This is a genomic window from Amycolatopsis circi (assembly GCF_003385235.1).
Lineage (GTDB): Bacteria > Actinomycetota > Actinomycetes > Mycobacteriales > Pseudonocardiaceae > Amycolatopsis > Amycolatopsis circi.
Genome location: NZ_PQIA01000009.1, coordinates 33441 through 53659 on the forward strand (window position 1 = coordinate 33441; position 20219 = coordinate 53659).

The 20219-nt window shown below is 68.2% G+C and carries 16 protein-coding genes; 7 read left to right on the top strand and 9 right to left on the bottom strand.

Annotated elements, in window-relative coordinates; all coding sequences use genetic code 11:
• Positions 1-78: 78 nt before the first annotated feature.
• Together D0D37_RS04425 and D0D37_RS04430 are read right to left on the bottom strand one after the other, a co-directional pair.
• A complete protein-coding gene (locus D0D37_RS04425) occupies positions 79-1425 on the bottom strand; it encodes an IniB N-terminal domain-containing protein (protein WP_116199218.1) in 1347 nt (448 codons plus the stop codon).
• A 735-nt stretch (positions 1426-2160) separates the two neighbouring features.
• A complete protein-coding gene (locus D0D37_RS04430; protein WP_116199219.1) occupies positions 2161-5604 on the bottom strand; it encodes an indolepyruvate ferredoxin oxidoreductase family protein in 3444 nt (1147 codons plus the stop codon).
• Between the two features lie 174 nt (positions 5605-5778).
• Here D0D37_RS04430 and D0D37_RS04435 point away from each other — a divergent pair, with 174 nt between their 5' ends.
• Both D0D37_RS04435 and D0D37_RS04440 read left to right on the top strand, forming a co-directional pair.
• A complete protein-coding gene (locus D0D37_RS04435) occupies positions 5779-6237 on the top strand; it encodes an Lrp/AsnC family transcriptional regulator (RefSeq protein WP_116199280.1) in 459 nt (152 codons plus the stop codon).
• 83 nt (positions 6238-6320) lie between these two features.
• The gene (locus D0D37_RS04440) at positions 6321-6938 is read left to right on the top strand and encodes a cupin domain-containing protein (RefSeq protein WP_116199220.1); all 618 of its coding nucleotides are present in this window, start codon (positions 6321-6323) and stop codon (positions 6936-6938) included.
• 6 nt (positions 6939-6944) lie between these two features.
• Here the strand turns inward: D0D37_RS04440 and D0D37_RS04445 are convergent, their stop codons facing one another.
• Positions 6945-7553, bottom strand: coding sequence for an acetate uptake transporter (locus tag D0D37_RS04445; protein WP_116199281.1), 609 nt, complete (start codon positions 7551-7553; stop codon positions 6945-6947).
• Between the two features lie 291 nt (positions 7554-7844).
• On the opposite strand from D0D37_RS04445, the gene mftR reads away from it, so the two are divergent.
• Entirely contained in the window at positions 7845-8486 is a 642-nt protein-coding gene (mftR, locus tag D0D37_RS04450) for a mycofactocin system transcriptional regulator (protein WP_116199221.1), read from the top strand.
• Positions 8487-9011: 525 nt separating this feature from the next.
• On the opposite strand, the gene D0D37_RS04455 is transcribed toward mftR, so the two are convergent.
• From D0D37_RS04455 to D0D37_RS04475, 5 genes are all read right to left on the bottom strand, one after another.
• On the bottom strand, positions 9012-9767 hold the full coding sequence (locus D0D37_RS04455; RefSeq protein ID WP_167493494.1) for a VWA domain-containing protein: 756 nt from the start codon (positions 9765-9767) through the stop codon (positions 9012-9014).
• 176 nt (positions 9768-9943) lie between these two features.
• Entirely contained in the window at positions 9944-10822 is an 879-nt protein-coding gene (locus tag D0D37_RS04460) for an AAA family ATPase (RefSeq protein ID WP_244223382.1), read from the bottom strand.
• A gap of 65 nt (positions 10823-10887) precedes the next feature.
• Complete coding sequence (locus tag D0D37_RS04465; RefSeq protein ID WP_116199223.1) at positions 10888-12009, bottom strand: NDMA-dependent alcohol dehydrogenase; 1122 nt, start codon at positions 12007-12009, stop codon at positions 10888-10890.
• A 28-nt stretch (positions 12010-12037) separates the two neighbouring features.
• Positions 12038-13537, bottom strand: coding sequence for an aldehyde dehydrogenase family protein (locus tag D0D37_RS04470; protein ID WP_116199224.1), 1500 nt, complete (start codon positions 13535-13537; stop codon positions 12038-12040).
• A gap of 63 nt (positions 13538-13600) precedes the next feature.
• Positions 13601-15244: a sigma-54-dependent Fis family transcriptional regulator gene (locus D0D37_RS04475; protein ID WP_116199225.1), complete on the bottom strand. Its 1644-nt coding sequence runs from the start codon at positions 15242-15244 to the stop codon at positions 13601-13603.
• 118 nt (positions 15245-15362) lie between these two features.
• Here D0D37_RS04475 and D0D37_RS04480 point away from each other — a divergent pair, with 118 nt between their 5' ends.
• Positions 15363-15932 (top strand): YdcF family protein, encoded by a 570-nt coding sequence (locus tag D0D37_RS04480; protein ID WP_244223383.1) that lies wholly within the window; start codon positions 15363-15365, stop codon positions 15930-15932.
• A gap of 501 nt (positions 15933-16433) precedes the next feature.
• Here the strand turns inward: D0D37_RS04480 and D0D37_RS47290 are convergent.
• Positions 16434-17477: a TetR/AcrR family transcriptional regulator C-terminal ligand-binding domain-containing protein gene (locus D0D37_RS47290; RefSeq protein ID WP_208719799.1), complete on the bottom strand. Its 1044-nt coding sequence runs from the start codon at positions 17475-17477 to the stop codon at positions 16434-16436.
• Between the two features lie 87 nt (positions 17478-17564).
• Between D0D37_RS47290 and D0D37_RS04495 the strand changes: the two genes are divergently transcribed.
• The 3 genes from D0D37_RS04495 to D0D37_RS04505 are packed head-to-tail and all read left to right on the top strand — an operon-like array spanning position 17565 to position 19709.
• A complete protein-coding gene (locus D0D37_RS04495; RefSeq protein ID WP_116199226.1) occupies positions 17565-19031 on the top strand; it encodes an FAD-dependent oxidoreductase in 1467 nt (488 codons plus the stop codon).
• 9 nt (positions 19032-19040) lie between these two features.
• On the top strand, positions 19041-19469 hold the full coding sequence (locus tag D0D37_RS04500) for a MarR family winged helix-turn-helix transcriptional regulator (protein WP_116199227.1): 429 nt from the start codon (positions 19041-19043) through the stop codon (positions 19467-19469).
• Positions 19470-19511: 42 nt separating this feature from the next.
• On the top strand, positions 19512-19709 hold the full coding sequence (locus D0D37_RS04505) for a hypothetical protein (protein ID WP_116199228.1): 198 nt from the start codon (positions 19512-19514) through the stop codon (positions 19707-19709).
• Positions 19710-20219 lie beyond the last annotated feature (510 nt).

Consider the following 20219-nt stretch of genomic DNA (forward strand, 5'->3'; position numbering starts at 1 on the left):
GCCCGGCACAAAACACACCGCGGGCCCAGACCGTGAAAGGTCCGGGCCCGCGGCGGGAAAGCCCTTGCTACGCCAGGATCAGTGACCCAGGTGCAGGCTGTCCAGGTGCACGTTGCTCGCGTGCGACTCGAGAGCGCCCGCGACGTCGTGCAGGTGGTTCTGCACCTCGTTGAGCGGCGCGGCGTGCGAGACGTCCGGCAGTTCGCCGGTCGTCGCGTGCTGGGCGCCGGTCTCGACCGCGTCCTGGACGGTGCTCGTGACGTGCTGCGCGGCGGCGTTCACGGCCGGCGCGTGCGCGGTCGCACCCTCGATCGCGTGGGTCAGCGAACCCGCGTTCGGGGCGGCCGGAGCCTGCGGCAGCTCCGGAGCGTGCGGCAGCTCGCCGACACCCGGGACCGACGGGACCTGCGGCAGTTCGCCGACACCGGGGACCTGCGGCAGCGCACCGACACCGGGGACCTGCGGCAGCGCGCCGACGCCCGGCACCTGCGGCAGCTCGCCCGCGCCCGGCACCGCCGGAAGGGCCGGGAGGCCCGGAACGGCCGGAAGCGAACCGGCCGCGTGGTCCAGCGTGCCGGACAGGTCGCCGGCCGAGGTCAGGTCGCCGGTCGCGTGCGTCAGGTCGGCGCGGAGGCTGTCGCCGTGGACGCCCACCGGGGTCGAGCCGATCGCCTCGTTGACGGTGCCCAGCAGGTGCGAGCCGCCCTGGCGGACGTCCTCGACGATGCCGCTGACCGGGCCGCCGACGCCGGGGAGCTTCCCGGTCTCGGCGACCACGGCCTTCCACGTCAGCGCGTCGCCGAGGTGGTTGGTGGTCGCGTCCACCGCGGAGCCGACGAGCTTGCCGTCGAAGACGTGCTCGCCCACCGCGTTCACGGTGTTCTGGGTGTCGATCGCGGCGGCGTCGACGATCGGGCCGACGACCGGGATCGGGTGCGTCGCGGCGGCGACGTGGTCCAGCACGCCGGAGACCGCGCCCAGGGTGCCGTGGGTGACGGTGTTGAGGCCGGTCGCGTCGGCGACGTTGCTGACGCCCTCGAAGACCGGGCTGAGGTTCGGCAGCGCACCGGCCAGTCCGCCGAGGCCGTCGCCGACCTGGTGCGCCACCGGCTCGGCGGCGGCGTCGGCCTTGTCGAAGGCACCGGCCAGGTCAGCGGACGGAACGCTCGGGGCGGCGGGCACACCCGGCACGGCCGGGAGGCTCGGGGCCGCCGGGACGCCCGGCGCCGCGGGAACGGCCGGGACGGCGGGCAGCGGGGCGCTGTCCATGACCAGCGGCATGATGTCCTGCACGTCCGACGGGTTCAGCTCGCCCAGACCGGCGCCGTTCAGCACGCCTTGCGGGTCGGCTTTGTAGTCCGCCATCGACTGCGGGTCGTTCAGCAGGTTCAGCGCGAATTCGTGCAGGGTCTGCACCGGGCCCATAGTTTGTATTCTCCTGTGGTGACAACGGATCGGGGTGGGGTGTCCGGGAAACGGACGAGCCGGCCCCAGAGCCGGCTCCTTTTCCGAAGATAGGACTCCGCCGAACGCCCGCCATCGGGGGGTCACCCGGGTTGGCCGGGGACCCCACTAGGGACTTTCTCGGACCCCCGATTAGGGGCATTAGGGGATTCGGCGCGTCTGCACTGGTCACAGCGCTGCCGCCGAGCCACCCCGCCGAGCGCCGCCCACCCCACCGATCGGGGGACGGACGCGGGACTCCGGAAGAGGTTCGCCAGGACCACCCATTGGTGTGACACCTACATGGCTTTTCGGGCGAGGCCGGGCTCAGGAGGAAGGCTGAAACGGCGGGGAGATCGGGTTCGTCCGGTTCCTCGGCGTTTCGGATACCGCCGGGAATCTGGACGCGGAATCCGCGTTTAATGATGTTCGGCGGAGTTGATCACGTTCCCATTAAGGAGATTCTGCGCGGAATCCGCCGACCAGCTGGCGAGACGGGCGTTCGGCAGCGAAACCGGCGCAGTCGCTGAGCCGGGTCTGGCCGCCGGACCGCATGGCTGTTTTCTCAGGTCCGTGAGGGGAACCCTGAGGGACTCTGATTCCCTCAGGGTTCCCCTCACGGACAGCAAAACCCCGCTGGCAGCAACTGCTCAACGCAACCAGCCCACCAGGCCGTAGCCGCTGCGGCACGATCCCGTCCCGCGGCGGCTCCCGCCCTCAGGCAGTGGCGACCCGCACCGAATCCGGCATCTCCAGCTCCTTCAGCAGCTCCTCCTGCCGCCGCCGGTACGACGCCACGTTCGCCAGCTTGATCTCCTCGTATCCGCGCACCGCATCCGGCAGCGCGGCCAGTTCGACCAGCCGGGCGTCGCTCCGGTCGGCCACCTCGAGGGCGCGCGTCAGCGCCTGCCGGTACTCCCCGATCAGCGCCCGCTCGACCCGCCGGACCTCCGCGCGGCCGAACGGGTCCAGCTTCGTCCCGCGAAGTTTCCGCATTGCCTTCAGCGCCGCGAACGCGGGCCGGAAGCTGCGGCCGCCGAGGCTGATCTTGCGGTCCATGCCCAGCGCGCGCAGCACCGGCGGGTGCAGCCGGTGCGCGAATCGCGTGCCGACGCCGAACTGGGCTTCGATTTCCGCGGTCAGCTGCGGGTCCAGCGACAGCCGCGCCACCTCGTACTCGTCCTTGTAGGCCATGAGCTTGTAGAGGTTCCGCGCGACCGCTTCGGTCACCGAAGCACTGGCGCGCGTGCGGATCCGCTCGACGAACTCCGCGTACTGCCGCGCGTACCGCTCGTCCTGGTAGGCGATCAGGTCCGGGATGCGGATGTCGAGCACCCGGGCGAGTTCGCCGTCCGCCCGCACCAGCGCGCGCACCCGGCGGACCGCTTCCGGGTCGACCGCGGCCGGAGCCGCGTCGTCCGATGACGGGGAGAGTTCCGCGTTGAGCGCGTCCGGGTCGGCGACCAGCTGCCTGCCGCGCCGGAACGCCTGCAGGTTCGTCTCCACCGCGGTCCCGTTGATCTTGATGGCCTGTTCCAGGCTTTCCGCCGAGACGGCCAGCGAGCCGGTCTGGTAGGCCGCGCCGAGCTGGAGGATGTTGGCGAACTGGTCGTCGCCGAAGATCTGCTCGGCGAGGCCGCGCGCGTCGAGGTAGTGCCCGGCGGCGGTCGCGTCGCCGAGCGCGCCGCGGATGCTCGACTGGTCCGGGTAGGAAACTTCCTTGTCCACCACCATTCGGCCGGTCGGAACCTCCGAAGTGGACACTACGGCGACTGTCCGCTCCGCGTCGGACACGCCGAGATAGGCGGGATCGGCGGCGACCAGCGCGTCGCACGCGAGGTAGAGGTCGCACTCCCCGTTGGCGAGCTTCGGGGCCTGCTCGACGGCACCGGTGGAGATCTTCACGTCCGAGACGACCGCGCCGCCCTTTTGCGCGAGGCCGGTCTGGTCGAGGGTGCGGACCTGCTTGCCGTCGAGAACCCCTGCGACACCAAGGATTTGCGCGACGGTGACCACGCCGGTGCCGCCGATGCCGGTGATCCGGACGGCGACGTCAGACAGGGTCTTCTCCGGTTCCGGCAGGACGTCCGCGCCGATCGGGGCGAGGTGCCGCCGCTTGACCTCGCCAGTCGGGACGACGGTCAGGAACGACGGGCAGTCACCGTCGAGGCACGAGTAGTCGACGTTGCACGACGCCTGGTGAATCTGGGTCTTACGGCCGAACTCCGTCTCAACCGGCTGCACCGAAAGACAATTCGACTTCACGCCACAGTCGCCGCAGCCTTCGCAAACGCGCTCGTTCACGAACACCTTGCGCGCAGGCGTTTCCTGCTTCCCCCGCCGACGCTTGCGCCGCTTCTCCGCCGCGCACTCCTGCTCGTGAATCAACACCGTGACACCACGGTGCGCAGCAAGTTCTTCTTGCGTACGAAGAAGTTCCGACCGGTCACGCACCTCGACCCCACGCGGCAGCTTCCGCTTGCGCAGCCGCCGCGGAGCATCCGAGGTGATGACCACCTTCGCCGCGCCCTCAGTAAGCAGCAGTGCGGCCACCTTCTCCACGGACAGCCCGCCGACAGCGTCCTGGCCGCCGGTCATCGCGACCGCGGAGTTGTAGAGCAGCTTGTAAGTGATGTCGACGCCCGCAGCGACCGCCGCGCGCACGGCGAGGCTGCCGGAGTGCATGAACGTACCGTCGCCGATGTTCTGCATCAGGTGCGGCGTCTCGACGAACGGGGCCATGCCGATCCACTGCGCGCCCTCGCCGCCCATCTGGGTCAGCCCGACGACCTCGCCGACCTGCTCCGGCTCCATGAACAAAGCCATGGTGTGGCAGCCGATCCCGGCACCGACAAGGGTTCCGTCCGGGACCTTGGTGGACGAGTTGTGCGGGCAGCCGGAGCAGAAGTACGGCGTGCGAGCCAGCAGCGGCACCGAAATCCGCTCGCGACGACGCCGTTGTTTCCACGCCGCAACAGGTTCCGCATCCGGCAAACGCTTGGCCAGGCCGCTGGCGATGCGGTCCGGGTCCAGCTCGCCGAGTTCGGTGAACAGCACCTGACCGTGCTGGTCGGACTTGCCGTACACGCGCGGCGCGCCGGTGCGGCCGTAGAGGATTTCCTTGATCGCCGGTTCGACCAGCGCGCGCTTTTCCTCGATCACCAGGATCTCGTCGAGGCCCTCGGCGAATTCCTTGATGACGTTGGGTTCGATCGGATACACGACGCCGAGTTTCAGCAGCCGGATGCCGTAGCGGGACAGCTCGGCTTCGTCGAGGCCGAGCATCCGCAGCGCCTGCCGAAGGTCCAAATAGGACTTCCCGGCGGTGACGATGCCGACGCGGTCGTTCGGTCCGGATCGGACGATCCGGTTGATTCCGCTGGCGCGCACGTATTCCATCGCGAGCGGCAGCCGGACGCGGTGCAGGCTGTGCTCCAGCGTGATCAGCTCCGGCCCGAGAAGACGGCTGTTCGGCTGGTGCTTGTACGCCCCCTCAGGCATTTCCGGCGCGGTCCATTCCGAATCGACCAGCGCGGTGCCGCCGGAATCGGCGACGTTCGCGACGATCTTCATCGCGGACCACAGCCCGCTCGCACGGGAAAGTTCGACCGCGTGCCTGCCGTGCTCCAGCACGTCCTGCGCGTCGGCCGGGAAGAACACCGGCATCGCGAGGTCGGCGAGCGCGTGCTCGGACGCACACGGGATGGTCGAGGACTTCGCGTTGGGATCGTCGCCGACCAGCGCGACCGCGCCGCCGCGCGGATCGGTGCCGGCGAGGTTCGCGTGCCGCAGCGCGTCGGTGGCCCGGTCGAGGCCCGGGGCCTTGCCGTACCACATGCCGACCACGCCGTCGGGCCGCATCGTGCCCGCTCGGGAGGCCAGCTGGCTGCCCATGACCGCGGTCGCGCCGAGTTCCTCGTTGACGCCCGGCTTGTGCACGATGTTGTGCTCGGCCAGCAAACCGGACCGCCGCGCCAGCTCCAGGTCGAACCCGCCGAGCGGCGAGCCCTGGTACCCGGACACGAAGGCCGCCGAGTCCGCGCCGTTGCGGCGGTCCAGCCGGATCCGGTCGAGCAGGACGCGCACCAGCGCCTGCACCCCGGTCAAGTAGACAGTGCCCGCTTCGCGCACGTACCGGTCTTCCAACGTGAAGGCGTTCATCCGCACTTCCCTTCCGCACGCCATCAGCCCACGGGCACCCGCCGTTGGGACGTGAGCCACCTCACCCCATCCCTGCGCCCAGGCGCAACGTGCCCGGCCACTGTAGTGGCAAGGACGCAAAGGATGACGCGCGAGAGGACCGATCAGGCAGATCTGTTGCGTACGATGCCGCTCATGGCCGAAGAACTGCTGGACGCGACCGACCACGAGATCATCGCGTTGCTCCGCGAGGACGCCCGGCGCACGTTCTCGGACATCGCCACACGCGTGTCGCTCTCCACCGCGGCGGTGAAGCGGCGCGTCGACCGGCTCCGGGAGAAGGGCGTGATCACCGGCTTCACCGTGCAGGTCGACCACGCGAAACTCGGCTGGGGCATCGAGGCGTTCGCGCAGCTGCGATTCTTCGGCAGCACGAACGTCGCCGAGATCGTCGAGACCACCACGCGAATCCCGGAGGCGCAGGCGGTGTTCACCATCGCCGGCGACCCGGACGCGGTGGTGTGGCTGCGCAGCCGCGACATGGCGCATCTGCAGAGCACGATCGACGAACTGCGGCGCAGCCACCGGATCACCAGCACGCGCACCCTGATCGTGCTCGACTCGTGGGTGCGTGGCGAGGACCGGCCGGAGTGACCTTCGGGCAGCGTCGCGGCGATCCGGTTGCCGCTCGGTCCCTTGCGTCGGCATGGTCGAGGTGACGCCAAGAAGGGGTGCCGATGCCGAGCCACACCGCGACTTTCTCCCCCGCAGGCTGGGCCGAGGCCGGGCCCGGGGCCTGGACGAAGGATCTGCTGCGCTCGCCCGGTGACTCATTCACGCTGGTCCGGCTGAGTGCCGGTGCGGTGCTGTCCGAACCCGGAGACCGGGTGTTGGTGCTAGAAGGCGCGATCGCGCACCATCGCGCCGGTGCTTACCTGGCTGCTGACGGCCCACTGTCCAGTCCGGACGGCTGTCTCGCGCTGAGCCTCAGCGGCGAGCGGCTCGGCGAACCGGCCGACGACGTGTTCGGACCCGCGGGCTGGCAGAAATCCAGTCCTGGCCTGTGGTTCCGGCTGCTGCTCGATGTGACGTTCGACGAGACCTTCGACGAACGCGTCGTCGGACTGTCCTATTTCGAGTCAGGCTCGTTCTCGGCGCGGCATCCGCATCCGACCGCGCACCGGTTTCTGTTCCTCGACGGAGAAGCCGACGACGAACTGGTCTACCCGGACGGCACCCGTGTTACGGCCCGCCGTGCTCGTGGCGACTTCGTGGACTATCCCGCCCAGGTCGAGCACCAGACGTTCAGCCGCGGCGGCTGCCTGATCCTGTTCCTGCACGAACCGGTGCGCTGAGCGGTCTCAGCGGTTGCCGATCGGCCACGTCGGCAGCAGGGTGCGGCCCGCGGTGGCGTTGGTGACGACCGCGAACGAGCCGTACCAGGCGACTACCGCGGTGGCCAGTCCGAGCCAGCCGCCGATCTTGCCCGCGCCTTCCGCGCCGCCCAATTCGCCGATGGTGAGGAAGAGGAAGGTCAGGAACAACAGGACGAAGACCCCGATGAGGACAGCGTTCGTGCGCAGCGACGCGATAGTCATGTAGCCGGTGAAAATGGTGAACACCAACAGGAACATCCCGGTCGCGGTCGCCGCGTCGGCGGGCGGGATCTTCGCCGCGAACTGCCAGACGTAGAAGGCGAAAGCCAGCCAGAACGCGCCGAAGGTGCCGAACGCGGTGGCGCCGAAGGTGTTGTTCTTGCGGAATTCCCACATCCCGGCCAGGAGCTGGGCCAGTCCGCCGTAGAACAGGGCGAGCGGGAGGACTACCGGTTCGACGGATTTGGGGATGAGTCCGGCGTTGACCGCGCTCAGCACGAAGGTGGTGGCGGCGAAGCCTGCCAGACCGAGCGGGCCTGGGTCCGCGATGCCGGTGGCGGCGGTTGAGGTCGGGCGAGCAGCGGTATCACTCATCGGATCCTCGATTCTGCTTTGCGGCAGGATCTTCACATCTGACACCTGGCGCAACAGACTTGTCCACTGTCCACAACGTCCCTCTTTCGAGTGGTAACCGGAGAATGCGGGTTCAGGAACCGGTAAATGGGGTTTATTCCGGACTTACCGGATCGGATTGCGCATTCTTCGGTTATTCGACAGTCCATTGTGGATCGCCGCCTGTGGTCTTGCGTTGGCCGCCGGTGCTGCTCGTGGGTCGTGACCGAGTAGTGTCACCCGGTGACAGAAGCGTCTGCGGGAGGGGGAGGCATGCCTGCTGATCCGGTCGGCGAGTCCGGCGAGGCTCGGCCCCGGCGGGGGCGTCCTCGGGGCACCAGCGCGCGGCAGTTAGAGGAGATCGCGCTGCGGCTGTTCACCGAGCAGGGCTTCCACGAGACCACGGTGGATCAGATCGCCGCTGCGGCTGGGGTTAGCCGGCGGACGTTCTTTCGGTACTACGACGCCAAGTCGGACGTGTTGTGGAACGAGTTCGACTCTGAGGTGGATACGATCCGGGATCTGCTCGCGGATGCCCCGGACGATCTTCCCGTGCTCGAAGCGGTTCGGCGGGCGGTGTTGGCGGCCAATCATTATCGGGCTGAGGATGTGCCTGAGTTGCGGATGCGGATGAATCTGCTCAGTACCGTGGCTGAGTTGGCGGCCAGTGCTACTCGGCATTATGACGCTTGGGAACGGGCCGTGATCAGTTTTGTGGCGCGGAGGACTGGGCAGGCCGAGGATTCGTTGTATCCGCTAGCTGTGGGGCGGGCTGTGTTGGCTACGTGCCGGGCGGCTTATGAGCGGTGGTCTGCTCGGGCTGATGCTGATTTGACTTTGTATTTGGATGCTGGGTTGCGGGCTTTGGCTGCCGGGTTTGCTGATGAGGTGCTTGTTGGGGAGCCTGGGGTTTGAGGTGCTGCTCGTCGCCTGGCGGCGACATTGCGCACGGTGGTTGCGTGGGGCACCCCGAAGCTTGATTGTGATGACGGTCTGAGGGTGGTTGTCAAGGCGGGAAAGATGCCTTGACAACCACCCTCAGACCGCATTTTGGCTTCGTATCGGGGTGCGGGGGTGGTGTGGGTGCCTCGACAGTTGGGTGCATCGGCTGCGGTTGGGCAGCGGGCGGGTGGTCCGTGAAGGGCTCCTTGAGGGAATTAGGTTCCCTCAAGGAGCCCTTCACGGACTTTCGAAGGGTCGTGAGGGGAACCCTGAGGGACTCGGAGTCCCTCAGGGTTCCCCTCACGACCACCGCCCAACAGCCACCGGCGCACCCAACGATCGAGGCACCCAGACCCTGCCCTGCACCCCGATACGAAGCCTCCCTGCGGTCTGGGGTTGCTTGTCAAGGCATCTTTCCCGCCTTGACAAGCAACCCCAGACCGTCAGCACAATTGGCTTCGGGGTGCCCCACCGCACCAAGGTCCGTGAGGGGAACCCTCACGGACGGTCCAACAGCGTAGCTAGTGCGGCGGGGGCGGCCGCGGCTCCAGTGAGCGGGTGCCAGCGCGCACCTGATTCCCTGGCGAAGCGTTCCGCTTCCTCACAGTCTTCAGCCGGGGCCAAAATCAGCAGTTCCTCGCATGCGCGAGCGGCGGGCAGCGGATCCTGGTCGTCCGTAGCTCGGCAATCCGACAGCAGTAGAACCGTTTTTCGGGCCGCCCTTGACGAAGTCAGTTGCTCATTCGCCTTCCGCAGAGCCGCCGCCAATGCGGTAACTCCGTGTCCTCGCAGCGACAACACCGAATCCACCACCGCTGCCTTCGGCCGAGAAGACCGCATCGGGCGGATTACCTCTGCGGTCCGGGCGAAGGACACCACCGCGTGTTCCACCGGGGCTCGCCACGAACACGCTGCCGCGGTAAGCGCCGCCGCGGCTAAGCGGGCTCCGGTCATTGAACCGCTAGTGTCAATTACCAAGCATAGGGCCAATTCTGGTCGTGCCCACCGTCGCGACACCAGGTCGTCCAGCGCTGGCACACCGCCTACTGCAGCCGCGTCTACCAAGGCAGGCAGTGAGCGGTCTAGGTCTAGTTCGCCGCCTCGGTCGGCTCGGTCGCGGCGTAGTTTTCCTACGCCGCGGGCGCGCGCGACGCCGCGCCGGGCGACGTCGATCATCAGGCGACGGGCCAAGCCTCGGGCGGCTGCGCGCAGAGACTCGTCGGTGGCTTTGCTCATCTCGACCAGCAAGGCCATTGCCTCGTCGGCGTCCTCGCGGAAGGCCGCGCTGAAGGCTTCTTCGTCCAGTACGCCGACTTCGGGCGAGATTTCTGCGAAGCGGCTGTTGCGTGACAGTTCGGAGCGTGGTGTGGTGCTGCTCCGTGCTGAGCCTGGCCGGGGTGACCGCTGCTGTTGGCCCGCCGGTGGCGGGCTTAGGCTTCCCCCGGCGGGTCACCGTCCTTCGAATCCGGTGGAGGGGATTCCGCGCCAAAGACTGCCACATACAGTTCATCGATCACTGATTCCGCCGTACGCCCGCTGGATTCGTGCAGGGCGATCCGGCCGGACAAGGCGGCCAGTGCGGCGTCGTGGCCGATTCGCCAGTCCGTGGTCGAGGCGCCGCGGATGCGGGCCAAGGAAACTGCCAGGCGTACCACGTCGATCGCGCCGCGCACTGAGGAGCCGACTCGCACATCGGCATGTTCGCGGGTGCGGCGTACCAGATCTACTACGTGGTCTCGCCATTCGGAGGGCACCGAAGGGCTGCGGCGGCCGACGATGTCGGCTTCCTCGTCCTGGCTTTGGTAGCCCATGACGATTCGGCAGACTCGATCGTAAATCGCCGAGGAGATTCGGGCGGTGCCGACTGCGTCGAACGGGTTCATCGCGGCTACTAAACGGAATCCGTCCGCTGCGCGTACTCGGCCTAGGCGGGGGACGTGCAGTTCGGCTTCGGACATGACGGTGATCAGGACGTTGAGGGTTTCCTCCGGGATTCGGTTGACCTCCTCGACGTACAGCAGGCCGCCGGTGCGCAGCGCTTCGATCAGCGGACCGTCCACAAAGGTCTCTGGTACGTAGCCTTCGGCCAGTACCCGCGAAGGGTCGAACTGTCCGACCAGGCGGGCAGGGGTCAGTTCGGCGTTGCCCTCGACGAACACGAACGGTGAGCCGCCTGCTTCCGCGACTGCGCGCAGCAGCGTGGTTTTGCCGGTGCCTGGCGGGCCTTCGAGCACGACGTGTGCGCCGCAGTCGAGTCCGGCCAGCAGCAGTTCGATTTCGCGGCGGCGGCCGACTACGTCCGCGGTCAACAGGGGAACCGCGGACTGCGGACCGGAAACCGGCCCGCAGTCCGCCGACAAAGCTGACACGGCCGTCACGGAGCGTCGTGGACCAGCACGCCGCGCACGTTCCGGCCCTCCAGCAGATCGTCGTACCCCTGGTTGACCTCGTCCAGGGTGTACGTGCGGGTGATGATCTCGTCCAGCTTCAGGTCCCCGCTCTGGTACAGCCCGAGGATCTTCGGGATGTCCACGGTCGGGTTGCAGTCGCCGAACAGGCTGCCCTTCACGGTCTTCTTGAACAGCGTCAGGATCGAACCGGGGAGGTTGACGTTGTTGACCGACAGCTTGTTCAGCCCGGTCAGCACGATCGTGCCGCCCTTGCCGGTGGCGTTGAACGCGCCGGTCACGATCTCCTCGGTGACGATGCCCGCGGTGACGATCGTCTTGTCCGCGCCGTTGCCGTTGGTGAACGACTGGGCCAGCTCAGCCGCTTCCTCCGGTGTCGCGACCGCGTGCGTCGCGCCGAGTTCCATCGCCTTTTCGCGCTTGTTCTCCAGCGGGTCCAGCGCGATCACGTTCTTCGCACCGGCGTAGCGCGCGCCCTGCACCGCATTGATGCCGATGCCGCCGACGCCGGACACGATCACCGTCTCGCCCGGGCGTACGTTGGCCGCGTTGACGGCCGAACCCCATCCGGTCGGGACGCCGCAGCCAACCAGCACCGCCTTGTCGAGCGGCAGGTCGTCGTCGACCTTCACGACCGAATTCTGGTGAATGGTCGAGTACTGACTGAACGTGCCGAGCATGCACATCGCGCCGTACTGCTTGACCGGGCCGGGGCCGCTGAACGGGAACCGCTCGCCGGGCAGGTAGCCCTCGAGGATCGTGGCGCCCATGTCGCAGATCGCCTGCTGCCCGGTGGAACACCAGCGGCACACGCCGCAGTTCGGGATGAACGAGCACACCACGTGGTCGCCCGGCTTGACGCGGGTGACGCCGACGCCGACGTCCTCGATGATGCCCGCGCCCTCGTGGCCGAGCACCATCGGCAGCCGGGCCTCCAGGTCGCCGTGCGCGATGTGCACGTCCGAGTGGCACAGTCCGGCGTGCGTGTACCGGATCAGCACTTCGCCGGGGCCGGGGCCTTCGAGGTCGAGTTCGACCACCTCGATCGGCTTGCCCACCTCGTAGACGACTGCGGCTTTCGTCTTCATCGGGAACTCCTTTGTTCGAGCGGGCGGATCAAAGCGCGATGTTCACGGACTTGGTCTGGGTGTAGAGGTCGAGCGCGGCCGCGCCCAGCTCCCGGCCCCAGCCGGACTGCTTGTAGCCGCCGAACGGCATCGCCGTGTCGAAGCCGTTGTACTGGTTGACCCACACCGAGCCTGCCTTCAACTCCTTGGCAGTACGGTGCGCCTTGGCGACGTCGCGTGTCCAGACCCCGGCGGCCAGTCCGTACTCGCTGTTGTTGGCCGCGGCGGCCACGCCCTGTTCGGCGTTGAACGGCATGGCCGCCACGACCGGGCCGAAGATTTCTTCCCGGACGATGCTGAATTCCGGTTTGACGTCAACGAAAACGGTCGGCTCGATGAAGTATCCGGTGTCGCCCCAGCGTTTTCCGCCGGTGAGCGCGCGGGCGCCGTCGGCGAGCCCCTCGCCGAGATAGCGCGAAACGCGGTCGAACTGCTCTTGGGAAACCATCGGTCCCAGCTGGGTTTCCGGGTCGAGGCCCGGCCCGATTTTCACCTGGCTCGCCGCCTGCGCGACCGCCTGGGTGAACTCCTCGAAGATCGTGTCCTCCACGTACAACCGCGTTCCGGCTACGCAGCACTGGCCGTGGTTGAACATCCACGCGTTCACCGAACCCGGCACCGCGAGGTCGAGATCGGCGTCGGCGAACACCACGTTCGGGCTCTTTCCGCCCAGCTCCAGAGAAACCTTTTTCAGATTTCCGCTCGCCGCCTGGACGATCTTCTTGCCCACCTCGGTCGAACCGGTGAAAGCGACCTTGTCGACGCCGTCATGCGCGGCCAGCGCGGCCCCGGCGTCGCCGAAACCGGTGACGATGTTGACCACGCCGGGCGGGAATCCGGCTTCCTCGAACAGTTTGCCCAGCAGCAGCGCGGTCAGCGGCGTCTGCTCGGCGGGCTTGAGCACCACGGCGTTGCCCGCGGCGAGCGCCGGCGCGATCTTCCACGCGGCCATCAGCAGCGGGAAGTTCCACGGGATGATCTGCCCGCACACGCCGACCGGCTCGCGCAGCGTGTAGGCGTGGAACTGGGCATCCGGTGCGAACGGCATCGACACGTTTACCGTGCTGCCTTCGATCTTGGTCGCCCAGCCCGCGTAATAGCGGAAGACGTCGGCGGCCCAGTTCGTGTCGACCGCCGTCGCGATCGCCGCGGACTTGCCGTTGTCGAGCGCTTCCAGCTGGCCGAAGATCTCCGCGCGCTCGGACAGCAGATCGCCGATGCGCCAGATCAGCCGTTCGCGCTCGTTCGGCTTCATCGCCGCCCACGGGCCCTCGTCGAACGCCTTGCGCGCGGCGGCGACGGCGCGGTTGACGTCCTCGGCCTCGCCGTGCGCGACCTCGGCGATCTTCTCCCCGCTGGCCGGGTCGTAGGTCGGGAACGTCCGGCCCGACGCGGCCGGGACCCAGCGCCCGCCGATCAAGAGCTCCAGCGGGCCAGAAACAAACTCCTGGACCTGGGTGTGCAGGGGGAATTCCACCGTTGCGGTCACCTGGCGCCTCCTCACTTCGTTGTGATGGAGGTCATCGTCACCCGGCGGACCGGGGGCGAAGTGTTACAGAAGTGGACAGTCGTCGGTCACGCCCAGCGCCTGCATGCGGCGATAGAGCGTGGTGCGGCTGATGCCGAGTTCGCGGGCCGCGCGCAGCTTGTTGCCTTCGCTGGCGCGCAACGCCGTGACGATCGCGTTCCGTTCGGCGAGTTCGCGCCCGCCGAGCTGCCTCGTGCGCGAACTGCCGCGGCACGCGGGCGGCAGTTGCGCGAGGTCGATCACCCCCGTGTACGGGAGGCCGGACACCTCGCGCATCACCGCGCGGAGTTCGTGCAGGTTGCCCGGCCACGGGTGCGTGCGCAGCGCGGCCAGCGCGGTGCCGGTGAAATGCGGTTTCCGGTCCGGATATTCGTCGCGGAGCATCGTTACGGCGATCGCGGGCAGGTCGTCGAGGCGCTCGCGCAGCGGGACGAGGGTGACGGTTTCCGCGCACCTCGCCGCTATCGCTGCGACGGCCGGGGACATCGCGTTCGACGGAACGGAAGTGAGCAGCAACCGGGCCGATTCGGGGTTGTCGAGCGCCTCGCCGACCAACGGGAGCAGGCTCTCCGGGAGCAGGTGGACGTCATCCAGGACAACTGCGGTGCGTGGTTGCGCGACGAGGTCAGTGAATCTTGTTGCCCAGGCGCGCGGTTCCTCGCGCAGCGCGGCGGCGTGCAGGACGACCGGATCGTCGACGCCAGCTCGCGCGCGGGCCGCGGTGGTCCGGCCGGTGCCCGGTTCGCCCGTGATGAGGATCGAGCGTGCGGGTTTTGTCATGGCGGGAGCCGGTTTCCGACTGCTGTTCGGGCTCTTCGCGATGCGGAAGACGGCACCGTCCGTCGAACCCTCGACGCGTTCGGCTACGACCGAAAGACTGATTCCGTCACCCACATCGAGGCGAGTGTCGAATACTCCGCGTTCCGGTACTTGCGGCAACAGCGTGCGCAGCAGGGTCGGATCGGCGGGACGAAGCTGTTCGATGCAGGTTTCGTTGGCGAACACGAGGTCCCCGCCGAGCACCGCGACCGGCACGCTGCGGTGGTGCGTGGCCTGCTGGAACGCCAGGAAAAGCCGCCTTTCGCAGGCGCGGGCGCTCTCCAGCACGAGCTGTTCGATGTCGCCGACGACGCGTTTCACCAGCGGCCCGAACAGCGGGTTGCCGCTGTCGCTCTCGCCGGTGATGTCGAGGACGCCCTCGATACGCCCGGTAAGCGGATGCCGGATCGGATGGCCGTAGCAGCTGAACCGCTTCAACGCGTCGGCGTAGTGCTCCTGTCCGTGGATTTCTACCGCCTGGCGCGATTCGTGCGGCGTGCCCAGCGCGTTCGTGCCGACGCGGCCCTCGCTGAGCTGCGAACCGTGCAGCACGCCGAGGTCCTCCAGCTGGCGTTGCAGGCCGCGGTCGCCGAACCAGCGGAAGACGAGGCGGCAGTCGCGGTCGGCGAGCAGGATGGAGAACCGGGTGCCGGTGAGCTGCTCGACGAGCTGGTCCAGCACCGGACGGGCGGCGGTCATCAGCCGGCTGCGCGGATCGACCTCGGCGATCGAAATCGCGGCCCGGTCCAGCTCCGGCTCCACGCCGAACAGCCGGGACCGGCGCCACGAATCGGCGATCGGCGGCCGCAGGACGGCGGAGCCCTGCGACGGTATCCCTCCGAGCGACACTGCTCCTCCCGACTACCGGACGGCGACGTAGCGGTTCGTGTGACAGTACCTTCGCGGATCGACAAGTTCCAGACGTGCGTCTTCCGTGTCCTTTGTGGACAATGGTAGGATCGGGTGAATGCCGCGGCGTTTTCTGATGTTTTTCGTCCTGTTGTTCGGCTGGGCCGAATGGGAACACTGGCGATCCTCGCGCCGCGGAATGGGCGGCCGTCCCGGGACCGCGGGCACCGGCGAGGCGGTCGTCGTGCTCGGCTACCGCAACGGCGGGTCGCGGGCCAATTTCGTGAACCGCTGGCGAGTGCGAGCGGCAGTACGTTCCCAGGCGCCCGGACCTTCGCGACTGGTGCTGTGCGGCGGGGCTGTCGGGGGTTCGGAGGCGGAGGCTGTGCTGATGGCGCGGTATGCGCGGGAGCGCGGTTACCGGGGCGAGCTGACGCTGGAGACAGCGAGCCGGTCGACGTGGGAGAACGTGCTCGGCGCGGTGCCGCTGATCGAGGACGCGGACCGGATCAAGATCGTCTCGAATTCCTTGCACGCGGAAAAAGCACGCCACTACCTTCGGCGGCTGCGACCGGACTTGGCGGAGCGGTTGGTGCCCGCGGAGGATTACCGGTTCGGTGAGCTGCTCGCGGTGAAGCCGGTGCTGGCGGTGATGGGAAAGCAGAGATTGCGAAGGCTGCGGCGGTGAGCCTGGGTTGCTGTGCGCTCATCGCGGAATCGCTGGGAAGCGACAACTCCGCACCGTGGTTGCGGCGAAGCGCGCTCGATCAGCGCTGGCGCTGCCCGAAACGGAAGCCGGGTTCCGCCGCCGTGGCCGTCTTTTCGCAGCTCGGCGCCTTGCCGCGAAGAGCCGTCGCCCCCGACGATGCCGGAATGCGAGAGCCACGACAGCAGCTGCCCCATCCCGGCCCTAGCTTGCCCCTGCGACGCAGGGCCGTCGTCCGGCGGAGCCCGCCGACGCCCCAACCCGGCAACAACGGTGCCGGAAAGCGAAACCGCGCCCCTTTCCTGACCACAGCTCGCCCCGCACGAGACAGGGCCACCTTCCAGGAAGCCGCCAGCGCCCCAACCGACGGCACCCGGAAGCGGCAGATGCGGCCGCCTACCGCGGCGAAGCCAACCCGCCTGCGGCCGGGCAGGCGCTCCGGGCCTCGTGAGTGGCGATCCCGGTTCTAACCGGGATCGCCACTCACGAGGCCCCCGGCAGGTGCGCGTTGATCTTGGCCACCAACGACTCCAGCCCGGCTCGCTCGTCCCGGTCGAGCGAAGCGAAGACCATCTCGTCAGCCTCGGCCAGCACCGCGTCGAGGCCGGTGACCAGGTCGATCCCGGCGGGGGTGGCGTAGACGCGCTTGCGCCCGCCCTCCGTCCGCCGCTCGATCAATCCACGACGTTCGAGCCCCTTGAGCAGCAGCGAGACGTTCGCCGGAGTCGTGTGGCTCATCTCCGCGACGTCACGCTGGATGACTCCAGGCTGCCGCTCCAGGTAGCCGAGCACCATGGCCTGCTCGAAGGTGAGTTCGCGCGCACGGCTCCATTCCTCGATCCGCTTGCGCTGCGCCCAGCGAATCGACCGGAAAAGGTCGCCGGGCATCGGTTCCGGTCGCTTTTCCGGCTCTGGTGTTAAGTCTTTAACTCCGGCGTCCGCCTGAACGAGCGGCAGGAAAAGCTCGTCGACGATCGACCGGATCCGGGCGGGCCGGAGCGGTGCGAGGTCCAGCAGCAGGTCGTGGCGCACCAGCTGGAACGGCATCTCGAGCACCGCGCTGGAGAGGCCCGCCAGGTCGATCTCGCCCCGCGCGTGGGCACGCTGGTAGAGCGTCCGCCCGTGCGGGAGCAACCGGTCGCCGACGATCCGGTCGCGAACCTGGCCGGGAGTGGCGCCGGTGCTGGCCGACAGTCCGGAGGAAGCAGCGGCGGCCGCGATGGCCAAGAACCCGGCCAGGGCTTCGCTCACCGCGGTCAGGTACGCAAGAAGATCGCCGCGCAAAGTCCCGGTGTCGGGAACGGCGATCGGGTTGACGTCCCGGTGCCGCCGCATCGCGGCCAGCACGAGCTGGTCCTTGTTGGCCCATCGCCGATAAAGCACGGCCGCGCTCGTGCGAGCACGGACGGCGACCGATTCCATGGTCAGCCGCGCGTATCCGGCTTCGACCAGTTCGTCCCATCCGGCGGCCAGCAACGCGGACTCCAGCTGCTCTCCGCGGCGTCGGCGGACGGGTTCAGAGGCCATGCCGTTCACAGTAGAAAGGTTTGCCTTTCTTAGCAAGTTTCCCTACGCTGGCGTCCAGAATTTCTTCGGGAACCAGGGGGATGGAAAATGTCGCAGGAAAACCTGTCCGCGCCGGAATTGCCGGTCCTGATCGCCGGAGCGGGCCCGACCGGGCTGACGCTGGCCTGTGAACTGGCCCGGCGCGGCGTCGAGTTCCGGCTGGTGGAAGCGTCTCCCGGCCCGCGCCCGGGCTCGCGCGGCAAGGGGCTCCAGCCGCGCAGTCTCGAGGTGTTCGACAACCTCGGCGTAATCGACCGCATCCTCGCCAACGGCCGGTCGGCGATGCCGATCCGGCTGATCGACCCCGACGGCCGGACGAGCGGCGGCCCGACCTACGAGGAGCGGCCCGATGTTCCTTACCCCGCAACGGTAATCACCCCGCAGTGGCGGGTCGAGGAAACCCTCCGCCGCCACCTCGACGAACTCGGCGGAACAGTCGAATTCGGCACCGCGCTTGAGAGTTTCGAGCAATCGGCCGACGCGGTGACAGCAGTCCTCCGCAGCGGGGACCAGACCGAAACCGTCGGCGCGCAATGGCTGGTCAGCTGCGAAGGCGGTCGCAGCGTCGTCCGCAAACAGGCTGGAATCGCCTTCGAAGGCGAGACGGACGAGCGGATCCGGATGATCGTCGCCGACCTGGCCGTTGACGGCATCGACCGCGACGCCTGGCACATGTGGCGCTGCGAGGAGGGCTTCGTCAGCCTTTGCCCGCTGCCCTCCACCGAACTGTTCCAGTACCAAGCGCCCATTCTCGGCGAAACCGACCTCGACCTCGCCACCCTGCAAACGATCCTCGACCGGCGAAGCGGCCGCAGCGACGTCCGCCTGCGAAGCCCGGAATGGACGTCGGTGTGGCGCTCCAACACCCGGCTGGCCGCCCGCTACCGCAACGGCCGCGTCTTCCTCGCCGGCGACGCCGCGCACGTGCACTCCCCCGCCGGCGGCCAGGGCATGAACACCGGCATCCAAGACGCACACAACCTGGGCTGGAAACTCGCCGCCGCCTCGCCCGCCCTGCTCGACACCTACGAGTCCGAACGCCGCCCGATCGCCGCCGGCGTGCTGCAGTTGTCGACCGCGCGGATGGCCGAAGCCGCCAAGCAAAGGAGCATCCCGATCCGCAGCGATCGAGCCACGACCCAGCTCAGCGTCAACTACCGCGGGTCCGTTCTGGCCCGCGACGACCGTGCCGATTCCGCCCAGCTCCGCGCAGGCGACCGCGCCCCCGACGCCCCCGGCCTCACCACCGCGACCGGCGAACGCCGCCTCTTCGACCTCACCCGCGGCGGCCAGTTCACGCTGCTGAACTTCGGCCCGCGGTTCGACTCGACCGTCCGCACCTTCCACGTCGTCGCGCACCCCTCCGCGGCCGACGAGATCGCCGATTCCGCCGGCCACCTGGCCCGCGCGTACTCCCCGACCGAACGCACCCTGGTTCTGCTCCGCCCCGACGGCTACATCGGCCTGATCTCGGACGCGGGCGACTTCGCAGCTGTCACGGAGTACCTGCTCTAGCCTCTTCCCATGTCCGCCCCCGACGAACTGGCCGCGACGCTGTACGGCGCGGTCAGCCTGATCGCCCGCAGGCTGCGCCAGAGCCAGGTCGCGGCCGAACTGTCCCTGCCGGAACGCTCCGCGCTGTCCCGCCTGGACCGCGACGGCCCGGCCACCACCGCCGCGCTGGCCCGCGCCGAGCAAATCACTCCGCAGGCGATGAGCACGACCATCAGCGGCCTGGCCACGCGCGGCTTCGTAACCCGCGACGCCGACCCCGCCGACGGACGGCAGATGATCGTCACGCTCACTCCCGAAGGCAGCGAGGTCCTGCGGGCTCGCCGCGATGCCCGGATGCGTCAGTTCGAGGCTTCGCTCAGCACCGGATTCTCGCCGGAGGAGCTGGCGGTGCTGAAGGAAGCAGCCCCACTGCTGGAACGGCTAGGCCAGACGTTCTGAACCGCTCCACCGCACGCCTTTGACTCGCTACGGTGGAGCGTCATGAGCGGGCTGGAGACGGGCGCTGTCAAGATCGGCGGGAAAATCGCGACACACGGGGCGAAGTCGTGGCTGCTGCGGTGGAAGGACCGGAAGACCCGCGGATTGAGCCTGGTCGATCTCGCTGCTGGCGCTGGACCGCTCGCACGGGCGAACTTGGACTCGTTGATTCGCCGCTCCTCCACGGACGCATCCGAGTGACCAGCACCCGGCTGATTCCGCACGCGCGAAGGTTGAAGAATCTCAAATCGCTGTCGGTCCGCGTCTTCGATTCCGATCTTGCCGTCATTTCGAAGGCACCAGCAACTACCCCGACGTGAAAGCCCGGAAAAGGGCTTCCGCGACTGCGCGCTCTCGGCCTGTTCCGCTATGTCGCATGGCGGAGATTTCGAGTATTCGCGGGGCTCTCGAACCTCACCGACTTGGCTCTCGGCAACTTGTCCGCCGTAGAAAGCCTCGATGCCTTGGCCGGGATGAAAACCTCGCCGAACTGACCGTGCGCGCGATCGCCGCCACGCCGCCTCTCATACAGGTGCGAACGTTGGAGCATTTCGATCTCCGGCCTCACCACGTTCGCCGACGCTTTTCCGGAACTCACCAGACTGAGCCTGCTCCACGAAAGCGCGCCGAACCTGGAGCCGCTACTCGCCTTGCCGCTCCAGAAACTGAGCCCGTTGAAAGGCTGCGAGCTGAAACTGCGGATAAGCCAGG

What these genes read in the sequence shown, in the direction of transcription:
- D0D37_RS04425 (WP_116199218.1), bottom strand. Translation starts at nt 1,425, where the DNA reads ATGGGCCCGGTGCAGACCCTGCACGAATTCGCGCTGAACCTGCTGAAC.
- D0D37_RS04430 (WP_116199219.1), bottom strand. Translation starts at nt 5,604, where the DNA reads ATGAACGCCTTCACGTTGGAAGACCGGTACGTGCGCGAAGCGGGCACT.
- D0D37_RS04435 (WP_116199280.1), top strand. Translation starts at nt 5,779, where the DNA reads ATGGCCGAAGAACTGCTGGACGCGACCGACCACGAGATCATCGCGTTG.
- D0D37_RS04440 (WP_116199220.1), top strand. Translation starts at nt 6,321, where the DNA reads ATGCCGAGCCACACCGCGACTTTCTCCCCCGCAGGCTGGGCCGAGGCC.
- D0D37_RS04445 (WP_116199281.1), bottom strand. Translation starts at nt 7,553, where the DNA reads ATGAGTGATACCGCTGCTCGCCCGACCTCAACCGCCGCCACCGGCATC.
- mftR (WP_116199221.1), top strand. Translation starts at nt 7,845, where the DNA reads ATGCCTGCTGATCCGGTCGGCGAGTCCGGCGAGGCTCGGCCCCGGCGG.
- D0D37_RS04455 (WP_167493494.1), bottom strand. Translation starts at nt 9,767, where the DNA reads ATGGCCTTGCTGGTCGAGATGAGCAAAGCCACCGACGAGTCTCTGCGC.
- D0D37_RS04465 (WP_116199223.1), bottom strand. Translation starts at nt 12,009, where the DNA reads ATGAAGACGAAAGCCGCAGTCGTCTACGAGGTGGGCAAGCCGATCGAG.
- D0D37_RS04480 (WP_244223383.1), top strand. Translation starts at nt 15,363, where the DNA reads ATGCCGCGGCGTTTTCTGATGTTTTTCGTCCTGTTGTTCGGCTGGGCC.
- D0D37_RS47290 (WP_208719799.1), bottom strand. Translation starts at nt 17,477, where the DNA reads ATGGCCTCTGAACCCGTCCGCCGACGCCGCGGAGAGCAGCTGGAGTCC.
- D0D37_RS04495 (WP_116199226.1), top strand. Translation starts at nt 17,565, where the DNA reads ATGTCGCAGGAAAACCTGTCCGCGCCGGAATTGCCGGTCCTGATCGCC.
- D0D37_RS04500 (WP_116199227.1), top strand. Translation starts at nt 19,041, where the DNA reads ATGTCCGCCCCCGACGAACTGGCCGCGACGCTGTACGGCGCGGTCAGC.
- D0D37_RS04505 (WP_116199228.1), top strand. Translation starts at nt 19,512, where the DNA reads ATGAGCGGGCTGGAGACGGGCGCTGTCAAGATCGGCGGGAAAATCGCG.